At 71.0% G+C, this 16,628-nt stretch carries 16 protein-coding genes and 1 tRNA gene; 6 read left to right on the top strand and 11 right to left on the bottom strand.

Going from position 1 to position 16,628, the window contains the following annotated elements:
• Nucleotides 1–49: 49 nt before the first annotated feature.
• Nucleotides 50–1,513, bottom strand: coding sequence for an MFS transporter (locus ABD205_RS08440; RefSeq protein ID WP_344044298.1), 1,464 nt, complete (start codon nt 1,511–1,513; stop codon nt 50–52).
• 90 nt (nt 1,514–1,603) lie between these two features.
• Between ABD205_RS08440 and ABD205_RS08435 the strand changes: the two genes are divergently transcribed.
• On the top strand, nt 1,604–2,227 hold the full coding sequence (locus ABD205_RS08435) for a winged helix-turn-helix transcriptional regulator (protein ID WP_344044297.1): 624 nt from the start codon (nt 1,604–1,606) through the stop codon (nt 2,225–2,227).
• Between the two features lie 63 nt (nt 2,228–2,290).
• Nucleotides 2,291–2,366, top strand: a tRNA-Arg gene (locus tag ABD205_RS08430).
• Between the two features lie 209 nt (nt 2,367–2,575).
• Here the strand turns inward: ABD205_RS08430 and ABD205_RS08425 are convergent.
• From ABD205_RS08425 to ABD205_RS08415, 3 genes are all read right to left on the bottom strand, one after another.
• On the bottom strand, nt 2,576–3,379 hold the full coding sequence (locus ABD205_RS08425) for a CheR family methyltransferase (protein WP_344044296.1): 804 nt from the start codon (nt 3,377–3,379) through the stop codon (nt 2,576–2,578).
• Between the two features lie 16 nt (nt 3,380–3,395).
• Nucleotides 3,396–5,051, bottom strand: coding sequence for a methyl-accepting chemotaxis protein (locus ABD205_RS08420; protein WP_344044295.1), 1,656 nt, complete (start codon nt 5,049–5,051; stop codon nt 3,396–3,398).
• Between the two features lie 114 nt (nt 5,052–5,165).
• Nucleotides 5,166–6,341, bottom strand: coding sequence for a saccharopine dehydrogenase family protein (locus ABD205_RS08415; protein WP_344044294.1), 1,176 nt, complete (start codon nt 6,339–6,341; stop codon nt 5,166–5,168).
• A 133-nt stretch (nt 6,342–6,474) separates the two neighbouring features.
• Between ABD205_RS08415 and ABD205_RS08410 the strand changes: the two genes are divergently transcribed.
• Together ABD205_RS08410 and ABD205_RS08405 are read left to right on the top strand one after the other, a co-directional pair.
• A complete protein-coding gene (locus ABD205_RS08410) occupies nt 6,475–6,861 on the top strand; it encodes a hypothetical protein (protein WP_344044293.1) in 387 nt (128 codons plus the stop codon).
• A gap of 96 nt (nt 6,862–6,957) precedes the next feature.
• Entirely contained in the window at nt 6,958–7,662 is a 705-nt protein-coding gene (locus ABD205_RS08405; RefSeq protein WP_344044292.1) for a response regulator, read from the top strand.
• 105 nt (nt 7,663–7,767) lie between these two features.
• On the opposite strand, the gene ABD205_RS08400 is transcribed toward ABD205_RS08405, so the two are convergent.
• The 7 genes from ABD205_RS08400 to flgN all read right to left on the bottom strand — a co-directional run bounded on the left by ABD205_RS08400 (nt 7,768) and on the right by flgN (nt 14,081).
• Complete coding sequence (locus ABD205_RS08400; protein ID WP_344044291.1) at nt 7,768–8,211, bottom strand: chemotaxis protein CheW; 444 nt, start codon at nt 8,209–8,211, stop codon at nt 7,768–7,770.
• Entirely contained in the window at nt 8,208–10,526 is a 2,319-nt protein-coding gene (locus ABD205_RS08395) for a chemotaxis protein CheW (RefSeq protein ID WP_344044290.1), read from the bottom strand. Before ABD205_RS08395 ends, ABD205_RS08400 begins: the two co-directional genes overlap by 4 nt.
• 150 nt (nt 10,527–10,676) lie before the next feature.
• Nucleotides 10,677–10,922: a carbon storage regulator CsrA gene (csrA, locus tag ABD205_RS08390; protein ID WP_344044289.1), complete on the bottom strand. Its 246-nt coding sequence runs from the start codon at nt 10,920–10,922 to the stop codon at nt 10,677–10,679.
• Nucleotides 10,923–10,943: 21 nt separating this feature from the next.
• Entirely contained in the window at nt 10,944–11,354 is a 411-nt protein-coding gene (fliW, locus tag ABD205_RS08385) for a flagellar assembly protein FliW (protein ID WP_344044288.1), read from the bottom strand.
• An 8-nt stretch (nt 11,355–11,362) separates the two neighbouring features.
• Nucleotides 11,363–12,253 carry a flagellar hook-associated protein FlgL gene (gene flgL / locus ABD205_RS08380; RefSeq protein WP_344044287.1) on the bottom strand — a complete coding sequence of 297 codons (891 nt, stop codon included), beginning with the start codon at nt 12,251–12,253 and terminating at the stop codon, nt 11,363–11,365.
• Nucleotides 12,253–13,602, bottom strand: a complete 1,350-nt coding sequence (gene flgK, locus ABD205_RS08375; RefSeq protein WP_344044286.1) for a flagellar hook-associated protein FlgK — start codon at nt 13,600–13,602, stop codon at nt 12,253–12,255. Before flgK ends, flgL begins: the two co-directional genes overlap by 1 nt.
• 2 nt (nt 13,603–13,604) lie before the next feature.
• Entirely contained in the window at nt 13,605–14,081 is a 477-nt protein-coding gene (flgN, locus tag ABD205_RS08370) for a flagellar export chaperone FlgN (protein WP_344044285.1), read from the bottom strand.
• A 257-nt stretch (nt 14,082–14,338) separates the two neighbouring features.
• On the opposite strand from flgN, the gene ABD205_RS08365 reads away from it, so the two are divergent.
• Complete coding sequence (locus ABD205_RS08365; protein ID WP_344044284.1) at nt 14,339–15,187, top strand: sigma-70 family RNA polymerase sigma factor; 849 nt, start codon at nt 14,339–14,341, stop codon at nt 15,185–15,187.
• Between the two features lie 202 nt (nt 15,188–15,389).
• Entirely contained in the window at nt 15,390–16,529 is a 1,140-nt protein-coding gene (locus ABD205_RS08360; RefSeq protein WP_344044283.1) for a flagellin N-terminal helical domain-containing protein, read from the top strand.
• Nucleotides 16,530–16,628: the final 99 nt, after the last annotated feature.

Genomic DNA, 16,628 nt, shown 5'->3' with positions numbered 1-16,628 from the left:
ATCAATTGTGACGGGCGCGGCAGACGAACCCCAAACGGGCGCGACCGGCTCAGGCCGCGTCGAGCTCGGGCAGCGCCTCTCCCTCGGCGACCACCTCCGCCTCCAGCTCGTCCCGACGGATGAGCGTCAGTGCCGCGACGAGACCGGCGGCGGCGAAGACCGCCCCGACCAGGAACGCCGACGAGAACCCGTGCACGAGCGCGTCCGGCAGGATCGACCCGCCGGCGACGGCGCTCTCGGTGCGCGACGTCGCGATCGAGGAGAGTGCGGCGATGCCCAGCGCCCCACCGATCTGCTGGGAGGTGTTGATCAGGCCCGAGGCGAGCCCCGCCTCCGCCGGACGTACGCCGGCCAGCGCCGCGATCGAGATCGGCACGAACGAGAAGCCGATGCCGACGCCGATCAGGAGGAAGCCGGGCAGGAGGTCGGCCACGTAGCTGCCGCCGACCGAGACCTGCGTGAAGTACACGAGTCCCCCGGTCAGCATCGCCATGCCGACGACCAGCACGGGCTTCACACCGACGCGCGTCACCAGCTGGCTCGCGACCGCCGACCACACGATGGCGGTGCCCGCGACGGCGAGGTACGCGACTCCCGTCTTCATGGGCGAGTAGCCGAGCACCTGCTGCATGTAGAGCGTCAGCATGAGGAACATCGAGAACATCGCGGTGCCCATGATGAAGCCGGCGACGTTCGCTCCGCTCACCGTGCGCGACTGCAGGATGCCGAACCGCATCAGCGGCTCGGGGTGGCGCAGCTCCCAGGCGACGAAGACGCCGAGCAGCACCAGGGCACCGCCGAGCACGCCGAGGGTCTGAGCCGAGAGCCAGCCCTTCTCGCCGGCCTGGGTGATCGCGTAGACCATCGACGAGAGCCCCCCGGTGACGAGCACGGCGCCGGGCAGGTCGAAGCTCGACACGCGGGCGTCCCGGCTCTCGTGCAGGAGCACCGGCGCGAGCGCCAGGCCCACGAGGCCGACGGGGACGTTGACGAAGAAGATCCACTCCCAGCTCAGGGCGCTGGTGAGCACGCCGCCGAGGAGAACGCCCGCCACGCCGCCGAAGCCGCCGACGGCGCCCCAGGCACCGAGCGCGATGTTGCGCTCCCGGCCTTCGGCGAACGTCGTCGAGAGGATCGACAGGGCGGCGGGGGTGATGATCGCGGCGCCGAGGCCCTGGAAGGCGCGCGCTGCGATCAGCGAGGGCTCGGACCAGGCGAGCCCGGCCATCAGGGAGGCGGACGTGAAGACCACGATGCCGACGAGGAAGACCCGGCGACGGCCGAGCATGTCCGCCGTACGACCGCCGAGCAGGAGGAAGCCGCCGAAGACGAGGGCGTAGGCGCTGATCACCCACTGCAGGTCACCCCGGGCGAACCCGAGGTCGACCTGGATGGACGGGAGCGCGACGTTCACGATCGCGATGTCGAGCACGACCATGAACTGCACGAGGCACAGGAGCGCGAGGGCGAGCCACCGACGACGGCTGGCTGCCCCCGCTCGCGTTGCTTGCATTTCTGAAGTCATGTTGTCGACCGTAGGAGCGGTCGCTTCAGATTTGCAAGTTATTTCTTGCAAATTTACCGCGAGTGCTATCATTCGGGCATGCCCAAGCGTTACGAGCAGTACTGTCCGATGGCGCACGCCCTGGACCTCGTGGGCGACCGATGGGCCCTGCTGGTGATCCGGGAGCTGATGCACGGGCCGAAGCGCTACACCGACCTGGTCGACCGGCTGCAGGGCATCGGCACCAACATCCTCGCCACCCGCTTGCGTGACCTCGAGAGCAACGGCGTCGTCAGCCGGCGGGTGCTGCCGCCTCCCGCGGCATCCAAGGTCTACGAGCTGACCGAGTACGGGCGCGGGCTGCGTCCCGCGATGCGCGAGCTGGCCCTGTGGGGCGCTCGCTCGCTCGGCCCGCCCGTCGCTGGCGACGAGCTCTTCGACGGCTGGCTCGCCAACGCGATGGACACCGTGATCGCGCGCCTCGCCCCGCCGGGCCGCTTCGAGTTCCGGGTCGGCACCGAGGTCGCGTCCCTGGTCGACGGCGAGGTCGTGGACGGGCCCATCGCCGACCCGCAGGTCGTGGTCGAGGGCGACCCCGAAGGGATCTACGGCCTGTTCGTCAACCGGTGCCTCGACCTCGTGACCGTCACCGGTGACCGGGTCCTGCTCGAGAGGCTGCTCGACGTGGCTCCGGAGCGGATCGAGCAGCCGGCTCGGGCCTGATCCCTGCTCGCGGCCTGGCGGTTTCACCCTCCACGGCGCCGGATGCCAAGATGTCACGCGTCTGCCCCGGTAGCTCAGTGGATAGAGCAGCCGCCTCCTAAGCGAAAGGTCGCGAGTTCGACTCTCGCCCGGGGCACCAACGAAACGCGGATCGAGCAGCCGACTGCCCCGAACGCGAAAGGCCCGCGAGTTCGACTCTCGCCCGGGGCACCAACGAAACGCGGATCGAGCAGCCGACTGCCCCGAACGCGAAAGGCCCGCGAGTTCGACTCTCGCCCGGGGCACCAGGATGCGAGGACGCGCCGACTCGGCACTCTCACGGTGCGAAGACGCGCCGACTCGGCACCCTCAGCGGGGCCGGTAGAGCGTGACCGCCCCGATGCGCTCCGGCACGAAGAGGTCGCTGTCGTTCGCTGACTCGGCGGTGCCGAGCAGGAGCCAGCCGCCGGGCGCCATCACCGAGCGGACGCGGCGCAGCACGTCCAGCCGCGTGGGGGCGTCGAAGTAGATGAGCACGTTGCGCAGCAGCACCAGGTCCATCCGCGGCAGGCCATCGAAGGGCCGGGCCAGGTTGAGCGTGCGGAACGAGACGTGGCGCTGCAGTGACGGGTCGATGCGCCAGCCCCGCGCAGACTCCTGGAAGTACGCCGCCCGCTGCTGCGCGGTCAGGCCGCGTGAGATCGCCAGCCGGTCGTAGCAGCCGCCCGCCGCCTGCCCGACCACCGCGGACGCCACGTCGGTCCCGATGATCTCGGCGCGGCGGTGGGGGTCGAGCTCGTGGCAGAGCATCGCCAGGCTGTAGGCCTCCTGGCCGGTCGACGCCGCCGCCGACCACAGCCGGACCGGGGCGGCACCCCGGGCCGACAGCAGGCCCGGCAGCACCGTGTCGCGAAGCACGTCGAACACCGGCCCGTCGCGGAACCACGACGTCTCGTTGGTGGTCAGCGCCTCGACGATCGCGCGGCGCTGGTGCGGCGTACCACCCGAGCGGACGCGACGCACCCACTCCTCGACGCACGGCTCGCCGGCGTCGTACGCGAGGGGGGTGAGCCGCGTCTCGACGAGGTACTCCTTGCCGGCTCCGAGGACGATCGCCGTCTCGCGTCGGACCAGGTCGGCGACCCAGTCGAACTCGATGGCGTCGATCGTCACGGCAGCGGTCGCCGGCTCAGTAGACGAACGAGGCGACCTGCGAGCGGAGCTCGGAGGCCATCCGCGCGAGCTCGTCGGTGGCGGTGCGCGCCTGGGCGACCGCGTGGGTCGTGCTCGCGGCCGCGCTGGCAACGCCCCCGATGTTCTGCGCGATCTCGCTCGTGCCGTTGGCGGCCTGGGCCACGTTGCGGCTCATGTCCATCGTGGTCGCGGTCTGCTCCTCGACGGCCGAGGCGATGGTCAGCTGCGACTCGTTGATCGTGCCGATCACCTCGGTGATCTGCCCGATCGCCTCGATCGCGCCGCTCGTGTCGGCCTGGATCGTCTGGACCTTGGCGATGATCTCCTCGGTCGCCTTCTGCGTCTCCTGGGCGAGGTCCTTGACCTCGTTCGCGACGACGGCGAAGCCCTTGCCCATCTCACCGGCGCGCGCCGCCTCGATGGTGGCGTTGAGGGCGAGCAGGTTGGTCTGTGCCGCGATCGAGGTGATCGCCTTGACGACGTTGCCGATCTCCTCCGAGGACGTGCCGAGGCGGCGGACGGTGTCGTTGGTGGTGTGCGCGGCGGTCACGGCGGTCGATGCGACGCGTGCGGCCTCGGTCGCGTTGCGCGCGATCTCGCGGATGGAGGCGTCCATCTGCTCCGAGCCGGCGGCGACGGTCTGCACGTTGCCGGAGACCCGGCCCGAGGCGTCGGCCACCACGCCGGCCTGGACGCTGGTCTCCTCGGCGGCGGCGGCGATCTGGACCGACGAGGCCGAGAGCTCCTCGGCGGAGGCCGCGACGGCGTCGGCCGAGCCGACGACCTGCGCCATCACCTCACGGATGTTGGTCTGCGCCTCGGCGAGGGCCTCGGCCATCTGACCGACCTCGTCGCGGCAGTCGACCACCGGCACGGCGGTCAGGTCGCGCCGGGCCATCGCCTCGATCGAGGTCTGCACGGCGCGGATCCGGCGCAGGGTGTTGCGAGCGATGAGGATGCTGAGCCCGAGGGCGAGCACCAGGCCGATGCCGACCACGAGGAACATGGTCCGGTAGCCCGCGTGGGCGTCCGCGACCGCGCTGTTCGCGGAGGTCTGGAAGAACGCGACGCCCGCCGCGTCGGCGGCATCCATCGAGTCGGCCAGCTGCGAGACGACCGGTGCCATCTTGGCGTCGTAGGCCTTGTTGAAGGCCTTGTCGTCGTTGCTGGCCATGGCGCCGGCGAGGTCGTGGTCGCGCACCTCCTTGAACGAGGCCCAGGCGTTCTTGAAGTCGGTCCACCAGGAGTACGACCTCAACGTCGGGTCGAGCTTGGCGACCGTGCTCTCGATCTCCGAGTCGGTCCCGGCGATGTCCGACCGCCACTTGTCACGGCCGGCCTTGGTGGTCTGCGCGGCGAGCATCGCGACCTGCATCCGGGCCTTGATCTCGTTGCCGTGGAGCTCGGCGACCGGGGCGGAGATGGTCTTCTGGGCGGTGGCCAGGTCCTCGATGCGGTTGCCCGCCTTGGTCAGCTCCGTGGCGCCGAGGAACCCGCTGATCAGGGCCACCACGCCGAGGACCCCGACAGCGGTCATGAGCTTGGTGCGGATGCCGCGGTCGGCGAACCATGCGACGAGACGACCGGCGCCGCCGGGGCGACGTACGTCGGGCAGGGCGGCGGCTCGGGGCGGGATGCTCACGGCAGTCATGGCGGACCTCGGGATGTAGCGGGCGGAGGGCGACCCGGCGGTCACCGGTGATCCCTTCGGCCGCCGTGGGCCCCACCTGAGCGCCCGTGCGTTCCCGCGCACGGGCGGCCCGTGTCAGACGACCGTCTCGAACCGTATCCCGGCGCGCTGGAGCCTGCTCAGCAGGTGGTCGCCCATCGCCTGCGCGGTGGTGACCTGGCCTGCCGAGGGCGGGTTGTCGTCGAGCACCAGCGACAGGGCCGACTCGGCCAGCATCTTGGCGGTCTCGGTGTAGCCGGGGTCGCCGCCCGAGACGCGGGTGTGGATCCGCCGGTCGCCGGTCTCGCCGACGAGGTCGACGGTGAACCACGACTTCTCCCGACGACGCTCCGACGGCCCCTCGCCCTGCGGCAGCCGCCGGCCGAGCGCCTCGCGCAGCGGACGGACCTGCGCCGCCGCGGCGAGGGCGCCGACGATGGCGGCGCCGCCGACGGCGTACCGCAGCGTCCGGGTGCCGGCGAAGTGGGAGTAGCTGAAGCGAGGTCCGTACGCCGGCAGGGCGGCCCCGCTGCGCGCCACGATGATGGGGTCGATCGTGGGCAGCGGCACCAGCCAGAAGCCGAGCTCCTTGTCGCGCCCCGGCCTGCCCTTGGCGGCGCGCGAGGACCGACCCTGGGGCCGTGGCTCCGCCGCGCGGCGGGCGCGCGCGGCCTCGGCGAGCTGCCGGGCCCGCGCGAACTGGCCGAGCGCCGAGTGGAACGTGCCGCCCGACAGCGTCCCTCCGGAGCGCACCACGCCGCGCACGCTCAGCGGCTCGGTGATCGGCCCCGTCCGCTCGAGCTCGCGGACCAGGTGGAGGACGCCGAGGTCGTGCGGCACCGAGTCGAACCCGGCGGCATGCACCAGCCGGGCGCCGGTGCGGACGGCGGTGGCGTGGTGGGCGACGTACATCCGGTCGACGAACTCGGGCTCGCCGGTCAGGTCGACGTAGTCGGTCCCCGCGTCGGCGCAGGCGGTGACCACCGGCTCGCCGTACTGCAGGAACGGTCCGACGGTCGTGACCACGACGCGGGTGCTCCCGGCCATCTCCGCCAGCGACGCGGGGTCGGAGACGTCGGCGCGGAGCAGGGGCAGGTCGGCGTACGCCGGGCCGAGGCCGGCGCGCACCTCGTCCAGCCGCTCGAGGTTGCGCCCGGCGAGCGCCCAGCGGACGCCGTCCGGCGCGTGCTCGGCGAGGTAGGCAGCGGTCAGCGCGCCGGTGAACCCGGTGGCGCCGAAGAGGACGATGTCGAAACGGCGGTCGCTGGTCACGGGCGCCAGCGTGCCATGCGCGGATGTCGCCAGGACATTGGTCCCCTCTTCGCGGCCGAGGCGTCACCCACGGACGGACGGATCGTTGACCCGTCGAGGTGGACGGCCCGAGCGTCGCCCGAGGAGGGGAAGCATGGAGGCCATCGACGTCGAGCTGGGCGACTTCACGCTCCGCCGCCGCTCGCTGCTCGTCTCGCACGCCCGCGCCACGCTGGCGCGTGGCCTCGAGCCCGGCGAGCAGGTCGTGCTGCACGACCGCGTACGCGGGTGCTGGACCGCCCGCGTCGCCGAGCTCGACTTCAGGCCGGTGGACACGGTCTACCGGCTCGACATCGGTGCGCCGCTCTCCGCGCAGGAGGCCCACGAGCGCGTCCTCGGCAGGACCGCGCCGATCCACGGTCGCCTGACGAAGCAGGATCTGATCGACCTGCTGGGCCAGCTCCGAGCCGCCTCCCGGGCGGTTCCGGCCGACCAACGCCGGGACGAGATCCGGGCAGACACGGCACTGTGCGCCGAGTAGCCCGTTCGGGCTACTCGGGCAGCCGTTCGAACGATCCTGGGACTGTCCACGGCATTCGCCTGCGGACGTCGTCCTCGGGCAGCCACAATCTGCCGCATGGGAGGCCTGATCCGCGTATTCCTCGTCGACGACCACGAGATCGTCCGGCGAGGTGTGAAGAACCTGCTCGAGTCCGAAGGTGACATCGAGGTCGTCGGCGAGGCCGCGACCGCGGCCGCGGCGAAGGAGGCGATCCTGGCCCTGCGTCCCGACGTGTGCGTCCTGGACGCCAACCTCCCCGACGGGTCGGGCATCGACGTGTGCCGTGAGGTGCGCGCGGTCGACCCCTCGATCAAGGGACTCATCCTCACGTCGTACGACGACGACAGCGCGATCTCGGCCGCCATCCTGGCCGGCGCGGCCGGCTACGTCCTCAAGCAGATCGAGGGCAGCTCGCTGGTCAGCGGCGTCCGGCTCGTCGCGAGCGGCCACAGCCTGATCGACCCCGCGGTCGCCGCGCGCGTCGTGGAGCAGGTGCAGTTCCACCGCCGCTCCCTCGACCTGCTGACCGACCTCACGCCGCAGCAGAGCAAGATCCTCTTCCTCATCGCCGAGGGCCTCACGAACCGCCAGATCGCGGAGCGCCTGTTCCTCGCCGAGAAGACGGTCAAGAACCACGTGACCGGCCTGCTCGCCCGCCTCGGCGTGCAGCACCGCACCCAGGCCGCCGTGCTCGCCCTCAAGCTGCGCGGCGAGGGCCAGAGCCACGTCGGCGTCCCGGCCCAGCGCACGATGTCGCCGATCGCCGAACCCGCCTACTGATACGCGCCGAGATCGGGCTTCTGGCCCAATGAGATCCGGGTTCGAGCCTTCGCTGAAGGCCCGAACCCGGATCTCATTGGGCCAGAAGCCCGATCTCGGCGCGTATCAGTGGTGGGAGACCTCGACGGCGCGGTCGGCGTCGAGGACGAGCAGGAGCTTGTCGGGCAGCGGCCGTACGGCGCGCACGACCTGCTGCACGTCGCCCGGCATGTTGGACGGGACCTGCTCGACGGTGAGCCCGTCGGTGTCGACCACGTCGCCGATGTCGTCGACGAGCAGGCTGATGACCTCGCCGCGGCTGCGGACGATGACGTTCATCGGCAGCCGGTCGCCGTCGCGGGTCGGCAGGCCCAGACGGACGCGGAGGTCGACGGCGGTCACGATCTGCCCGCGCAGGTTGATCAGGCCCTGGACGCCTTCGCTCGCGCGTGGCACCGGGGTCATCGGCTGGTGGCGCAGCACCTCCTGCACGTCGTCGACGTCGACCCCGAAGAAGAGGTCGTCGATCCAGAACGTGCAGTACTGCGCGACGTCGGTCAGAGCCTTCACGCGGACACCCCTGACATGGCCACCACGGCCTCGAGGTCGACCAGGTCGGTGACCCGGTCCTGGACGACGGCGGTGCCGGTCACGCCGGGCCGGTTGCCCACCTGGGACGACGACACGGCGATCTCGACGACGTCGAGGACCCGGTCGATGACGATGCCGACGGCACGGTCCCCGAGCTCGTGCACGACGACGGAGAGCTGGTCGCGCCCGTCGGAGGTGTCGAGCAGGCCGATGGCCGGCGCGAGCCGGACCAGCGGCAGGAGGCCGCCGCGGTACTGCACCACCTCGGCGTTGCCGGAGCGCTCGACGCGGTCGCGGCCGAACTCCTCCAGCCGCGCGACGGCGGCGAGCGGAAGGGCGGCCTGGCGACCCCCTGCCACCTCGAGCACCAGCAGGGCGGTGCGGTCGTCGTCGGCGGTGCGCGCCTCGGTCGTGTCGGCCAGGCTCGCGTCGATGCCCTGCTCGCGGGCGAGACCCGCCACGTCGAGGATCAGCGCGACCCGGCCGTCGCCCATGATCGTGGCGCCGGCGTACATCGCGAGGCTCTTGAGCTGGCGACCGATCGGCTTGACCACGATCTCCTGGGTGTCGTAGACCGCGGAGACGCAGAGGCCGAACCGCACGTCGTCGGACTGCAGCACCACCACGGTGAGCGCCCGGCCGTCGCCGCGACGGCCGGCCGAAGGCTGACCCAGGGCCTCGCCGAGGGAGACCAGCGGCAGGAGGCGGCCGCGCAGACGGAGCACGGGGGCGCCGTCGAGGCGCTCGACGTTCGGGTCGTCGGCCTCGAGCCGGACCAGCTCGACGAGGTTGGCCTGCGGGATCGCGTAGCGCTCCTCGGCCTCCCCCACGACCAGCGCCGGGATGATCGCGAGCGTGAGCGGGATCCGGACCCGGACGGTGGTGCCGCGGCCGGCCTCGCTCTGCAGGTCGACCGACCCGCCGATGCGCTCGATGTTGGTGCGTACGACGTCCATGCCGACGCCGCGCCCGGAGACGTTCGTGACCTCGCTGGCGGTCGAGAAGCCTGGCCGGAAGATCAGGTTGACGATCTCCCGGGTGTCCATCCGCGCGATCTGCTCGCGCGAGACGACGCCACGCTCGATCGCGACGGCGGCGATCTTGTCCGGGTTGATGCCGGCGCCGTCGTCGGTGATCTCGACGACGACCTGGCCCGACTCGTGGAACGCGCGCAGGTGCAGCCGACCGGTGCGCGACTTGCCGGCGGCGACCCGGTCCTCGGGCCGCTCGATGCCGTGGTCCATCGAGTTGCGGACCAGGTGCGTCAGCGGGCCCTTCAGCGCCTCGAGGAGGCTGCGGTCGAGCTCGGTCTCGTGACCCTCCATCGACAGCTCGACCTCGCGGCCGAGCTGGTGCGAGAGGTCGCGCACCATGCGGGGCATCTTCGCCCAGACCTGGCCGATCGGCTGCATGCGGGTCTTCATGACCGACTCCTGCAGCTCGCTCGCGACGAGGTCGAGCCGCTGGCTGGCGCGGACCAGCTCGACGTCGTCGGCCTTGAGCGTGCGCTGCAGGAGCTGGTTGCGGGTGAGCACGAGCTCGCCCACGAGGTCGACGAGGGCGTCGAGCAGGTCGACGTCGACTCGCACGGAGGCGTCGACGAGGGCACGCCGCTCGGCGGGGTCCTCCTCGATCTCGTCCGCCACGAGGGGCTGGTCGACGACGTGCTCGGGGGCGAGCGCGACGGTCGGCGGCTCCGGAGTGCGGGCCTCGGGCTCGCGGGCGGCCGGGACGATCAGGTCCGTGACCTCCGGGCGCTCGAGCACGGTCACGCCGGTCGCTGCCCCGTTCGCGGCACCGTTCGCGGCACCGTTGACCGCGGCGTACGTCGTGGCGGCGGGCGCCGCGACAGCGACGACCTCCTCCTCGGCGACCTCGGCGACCTCGGCGACCTCGGCGACCTCGGCGACCAGGAGGGTCTCGATCAGCGCGGACACCGATGCGACGTCCACGGAGGCGTCGTCGTCCTTGCCGGTCCGCTCGATCGCGTCGAGCAGCGCGCGGACGGTGTCGACCATCCGCAGCAGCGCCTCGGTGATCGGCGGCGTCATTGTCTTCTCGCCGTCGCGCAGCTGCGACAGCATCGTCTCCCCGACGTGGGTCAGCCTCTCGAGCCGGCCCAGTGCGAGGAAGCCGCTCGTGCCCTTGATGGTGTGGATCGTCCTGAAGATGCTCGACAGCAGCTCCCGTGATCCCGGGTGCTGCTCCAGCTCCACCAGGTCACGATCGAGCTGGTCGAGATTCTCGTGGCTCTCCACGAGGAACTCAGCGATGATCTCTGCGTCGTCGTCCATGCTTATCGGCCTCCTCCGCCGACCTATCGGCGGAGGTCAGGGGGGTCTGAGCAGCCTCACGGTGCGAAGATGCGCCGACTCGGCCCTCTCACGGTGCGAAGATGCGCCGACTCGGCCCTCTCACGGTGCGAAGATGCGCCGACTCGGCCCTCAGGACCGCTTGCGCAGGGCGCGGGTGAGCTCCTCGTTGAGGGACGCGACGGCGTCCTCGCTCGGCGAGGCGGACTCGGTGTTGCTGGCGGCCAGCTCCGCGAGCAGCTCGGCGCGGTGCACGCGCACGGACCGGGGGGCGTCGATGCCGACCCGGACGACGTCGCCGCGGACCTCGAGGACCGTGATCGTCACGTCGTCGCCGACGACGACGCTCTCGCCGACACGGCGGCTCAGGACCAGCATGTGCTCACGCTATCGCGGGGCTCAGCCGAGCAACGGTGTGGCCACCGAGTGGGCGACCTCGTCGAGGATGACCTGGGCCGCGCGGCTGGTCTCGATGTTGACGACGATCGGGGCGCGCAGGTTGACGGTGGTGGACGCGAGGTCGCGGCCGGCGTGGACGACGAGCAGGACGAGCGCCTGCTCGGAGGACGTCAGCCCGAGGGCGGCGGCGGTCTCGTCGTCGATCTCCGGCGCGTACGTCGGGTGGAACGTGCCCGGCGACACGACCAGGAACTTGAGGTCGGCGTGGTCGAGCGACCGGAGCGCGCTCAGCACCCCCGTGTCGTCGAGCGGCTCGAGGGTGAAGCGGTGCGTGTCGGGGAAGCCCGGCATCGGTCGGACCAGCTCGATCACGGGGAGCTGCTGCTGCACGCCGGCCGGGGTCTCGGTCATGGTGGCGATCATCGCAGGAAGTCCAAGAGGCTCGGCTGGACCGTGCGGCCGGTCGCGGCGAGTGCGGCCTGGTAGGCCACCTGCTGGGTCTGCAGGTCGACCGTCGCGGCGGCGAGGTCGACGTCCTCCACGTCGGAGAGCGAGGACTTCAGCTGGAGCACCGACTGGCTCGCCAGGTCGCTGGCGTGGGTGATCCGGTTGTAGGACGCACCCTCTCCCGCCTGCGCGGCGCTCAGCTTGGTGAGGTCGCCTCCCAGCGCGTCGATGCCCGTGCTGATCGCGGCCTGGTCGCCGTTGTGGAGGGCGGTCGCGAGGTCGGCGAGGTGGCTGAAGAGGTTGTCGCCGTCCGGGCCGAAGGTGTCGATCCCGTCGGCGTCCACCCGCACGGTGACGTCCGACCCGATGCGGCGGGTGACCTCGCCGTTGTCGCCGGCGTACGTGCCGTCGGGGTTGAAGGCGATCTCCTGGGCCGTCGTGCCGCCGAAGACCGGCCGACCGAGGTACTGCGTGTTGGCCTGCTGCAGCACGCTCTCGCGGATCTGGCTCACCTCGGTGGCCAGCGCGTCGAGCGCGGTCTGCGACATCGCGCCGGTGTTGGCGCCCTGGAGCGCGAGCGTGCGCGCCCGGGTCGTCTGGTCGACGATGCCGCTCAGGGCGCTGTCGACCGTGCCCAGCCAGGCGGTGCCGTCCTGGGCGTTGCGGACGTACTGCTTCTGGGCCGCGAGCGAGGTCCGCACCCGCAGCGCGGTGTTGGTGTCGGCCGGGGAGTCGGACGGCCGGTTCAGCTTCTTGCCGGTCTCGAGCTGCTCCTGGACCTTGGCCATGCGGTTCAGTCCGCCCTGCACAGCGCTGAGCGAGCGCTGCGAGAGCATCCTCTGGGTCACGCGCGTGATCGCCATCAGTGGGTCACCCCTGTCCGGTTGATGAGCGTGTCGAGGATCGAGTCCATGACGGTGAGCATCTTGCTGGCGGCCTCGTACGCGTGCTGCGCCGCGACCATGTTGACCGTCTCCTCGTCGAGGTTGACGCCCGCCATCTGCTCGCGCTCGTCGTCGACCTGGTTGGTCAGCGTCTGCTGGTTGGTGGTCTGCCGGTTGACGCTGGCGACGGCGCTGCCGAAGCTCGTGACGAGGGCGGCGTAGTCGGACCCGACCGTCGTGGCGCGGCTCAGCGCGTCGGCGTTGCCGCCGTCCTTGGCACCACCGGCCGAGGCAGCGAGCAGGTCGGTGTTCGTGAACGCGACCGCCAGGGAGCCGGCGGGGTCCGCCGGGTCGATCGTGAACAGGTCCTGCCCGGGGTTGCCGTTGAGGTCCGTGCCCGCCCGGTGCTGGGCGTTCATCTGGGCCGCGAACTTCGTCGCGATGTCGTCGAGCGACTTCTTGTACGCCGGCAGCGTCGTGTTGAGCACGTCGACGACGCCGCCCAGCTCGCCGCCGACGCCCGCGGGCACGGCGGTGCCACCGACGGACAGCGCCACGGGCGTGCCGGAGGTCGCGGTCATCGTGGCGGCAGTGTCGCCGGTGACGAGCGCGACGCCGTTGACCGCGACGTTGAACTGACCGTCGGGCTGCACGCTGACCTCGGCGCCGGTGAGCTTGGCGAGGCTCAGCGCGAGCAGGTCGCGTTGGTCGGAGAGCGTGCCGACGTCGGTGTTGTTGACCTGGGCGACCTTGATGGTCTTGTTCAGGCGCGCGAGCTCCGTGGCGGCGTCGTTGACCTCCTGGACCACGGTCGATGCGTGCGACTGCTGGTCGGCGATCTCGCCCGCGATGCTGTCCGACTGGGTCTTGAAGGCGGAGGTGACCGCGTCGGCCTTGGCCAGGACGGTCTTGCGGGCCGCGGCACCCGCGGGGTCGCCGACGAGGTCCTGGAACGCCGCGCCGAGCTCCTGGAGCGCGGCCGACAGCCCGTTGTCGCCGGGCTCGCCGATCGACGTCTCGACCCGGTTGAGGATCGTCTGCTGGGTGGAGAGGTAGGACAGGGTGCCGTTCTCGCGACGCGACCGCGCGTCGAGGAGCGGGTCGGCCAGCCGGTCGACCGACGCCACGCGTACGCCGTCACCGTGACCGTCGTACTGCGACCACATCGTGGGCTGGCCGGTCGCGCCGACGGACGCGGCCTCGGCCCGGCGCCGGACGTAGCCGGCGGTGTTGACGTTGGCGATGTTGTTGTTGGCGACGTCGAGCGCCACCTGCTGGTAGCGCAGGGCGCTCAGCGCGGTGTTGAGGCTGCCGAAGGTGCCGGTCATCGTCACAGGCTCCGATCCACGAGGCGTCGGGCGGGCGCGGCCGTCACCGCGACGCCGTCGGGCGTGTAGCCCTCGGCCGTGCCGCGGATGGCGAGCAGCGTCTCGTGCGCCGACCGGTAGCCGGCGGTGATGAGGCCCTTGTTGGTGTCGGAAAGCTCCGCGATCTCGCGGGTGACGACGAGGAACGCGTCGCGGTGGTCGAGCAGGATCGTGCGCCACGGCTCGGCCGCGGCCTCGGCCAGCGCGGACAGGCTCGGGTTGGCGTCCAGGCCGACGGCCTGGGCGGCCTCGTCCGCGGCCATCGCACGCAGGACCTCGGTCTCGCGCAGCGTCACGAGGATGTCCTCGACCTCGCGGTTGGCCTGGCTGAGCCACCGGGCGTGTCCGCTGGCCAGCACGAGCCTCTCCAGCTCCAGCTTGTAGGCGAGCAGCTCGAGCAGCTCACGCTCACGCCAGAGGATGAGCGACAGCTTCTCCACGTCGGCACCTTTCCCGCGTCAACGACGCTCCGTTCGGGGTCTCGGATGTCTGATCGCCCGGGAAGTGCCGAAGTTGAGCCCAAGTTGCCGATGTGTTGCCGTTCCGTGGATTTCGGTGCACGTAGTCCGCGTATAGCCCGTTCGGGGGGCCTCAATGATCAGATGACTAGGACCTGAGACCCCGATTCATGGTTCGAACGACGGATACTGCTCAGTTTTCCTACATTTTGGGCAACAGGGTTGCCACAGTCCTCCACGTGAACGATCGCAACGGTGACCCCCGCGCCGAGGATCTCATCACCAGCAACATGCCGCTGGTAGGACACATCGTCCGCGAGACCATGGGACGGGTTCCCTCACACGTCAACCGAGATGACCTGACCTCCGCAGGTCTCACTGCGCTGGTGCAGGCCGCGCAGGCCTTCGACCCCGAGCGGGGCGTCCCCTTCGAGCGCTACGCGGCGACCCGCGTCCGCGGCGCGATCCTGGACGAGCTGCGCAGCGTCGACTGGGCCTCGCGGTCCGTACGGCGCCGGGCACGCGACCTGGAGGAGACCCGGACCCGGCTGGCGAGCACCCTCGGCCGCACCCCCACGGTCGCCGAGGTCGCCAGCACCCTCGGGATGTCGGTCGACGAGGTCGTCGCCAACGACGACGACGTCAACCGCGCCCAGGTCCTCTCGCTGCAGGGCACGACGGCGTCGTCCCTCGACGAGCTGCTCCCGACCCGTGCCCCCAGCCCGGAGCAGCTGATCGAGCACCAGGAGAAGCTCACCTACCTGGTCGAGGCGATCGCCGAGCTGCCCGAGCGGCTGCGCGTCGTGGTGCAGGACTACTTCTTCTCCGAGCGCCCGATGGCCGACATCGCCGCCGACCTGGGCGTGACCGACTCCCGCATCTCGCAGATGCGCGCCGAGGCGCTGGTGCTCCTGCGCGACGCGCTCAACAACGCGCTCGAGCCGAGCCTGGTGCCGTCGGTCGGCAAGCCCGGTGGCTGTGCCAGCCGCCGGCGCGAGGCGTACTTCGCCGCCGTCGCGGCCCGGCACGCGGAGTCCTCCCGGCGCCCCCTGCGCCAGCTGCCGGGACGGCTCGACGAAGCGGGGTGACCCCGGAACGACCCCTCGTGGACGCACGTCGGCCTGCTGCCTCGCAGCAGGCCGACTGCTCATTTCCGGCCGCCGCAAAATTCTTCGAGATTCTCCTTCTTCCGGCTCAGGCGACCGGCGGGACCGCCGATCAACCATCCGGAAGGAGCCCACGGACGGGCTCCTGCAACACCGGGCTTGGACCATCCAGGAAGGAACCATCATGAGCCTCCGTATCAACACCAACGTCGACGCACTGACCGCGTACAACAACCTCAACAAGACGCAGCAGTCGCAGTCGACCTCCAACGAGCGCCTCTCCTCCGGCCTGCGCATCAACAAGGCCGCGGACGACGCCGCTGGCCTGGCCATCAGCCAGGGCCTCACCAAGCAGATCAACGGCCTCGGCCAGGCGATCCGCAACGCCCAGGACGGCATCAACATGGTGCAGACCGCGGACGGTGCGCTCACCGAGACCCACTCGATCCTGCAGCGCATGAACACGCTCGCCGTGCAGTCCGCCAACGCCTCCAACGACGACGCCTCGCGCGGCGACATCCAGAAGGAGGTCGACGCCCTCAACAGCGAGCTCGACCGCATCGCGAGCTCGACGAGCTTCAACGGCGTCAGCCTGCTCGACGGCAGCTTCACCAGCAAGAAGTTCCAGGTCGGTGCCACGTCCAACGCGGCCGACCAGATCTCGGTGGACATCACCTCCGGCGGCGGCGCCGGCGCCAAGGCGTCGTGGGCCAACGGTGCGGCCACCCTGGCGGCCGGTCCGGCTTCGTTCACCTACGGCAGCACGACGGTCACCACCGGCGCGCTCACCGCGTCGACCGACGCCAACGACATCGCCACCCAGCTCAACGGCGACGCCGGCTTCAAGCAGTCCTTCACCGCGTCGGTGGACAGCAAGGGCGGCCTCGTCGTCACGGCCAAGTCGTACGACGGCGCCGACGCCGACCAGAAGCTGGCCATGACGGGCCTCGGCGGCACCTACGCCGACACCGTCGGCTCGACCTCCACGGGTGGCTTCTCGTCCACCAACCTGGGCGTCAACGCCGTCGACCTGACCGGTGCGGCCACCTCGGTGACCGCGCTCGACACCATCAAGGACGCCATCCAGTCCGTCTCGACGGCTCGCGCGAGCCTGGGTGCGCTGCAGAACCGCTTCCAGCACACCATCAACAACCTGACGGTCACCCAGCAGAACCTGCAGGCGTCGAACAGCTCCATCCAGGACACCGACATGGCTTCCGAGATGAGCAACTTCACCCGCACGCAGGTCCTGCAGTCGGCCGGCATCTCGATGCTCGCCCAGGCGAACCAGTCCTCGCAGGGCATCCTCAAGCTCCTCGGCTGAGCCTGAGTCCGCATCGCGGAGCAGCAGCAACATCCCGACGGGTGCTGCCGGGACTTCCCCGGCAGCACCCGTCACCTTTCTAGAGCCACTTCGAGGAGC

It is taken from the genome of Nocardioides panacihumi (genome assembly GCF_039530925.1).
Taxonomy (GTDB): Bacteria; Actinomycetota; Actinomycetes; order Propionibacteriales; family Nocardioidaceae; genus Nocardioides; species Nocardioides panacihumi.
This window is presented reverse-complemented; position numbering and strand designations above follow the sequence as displayed.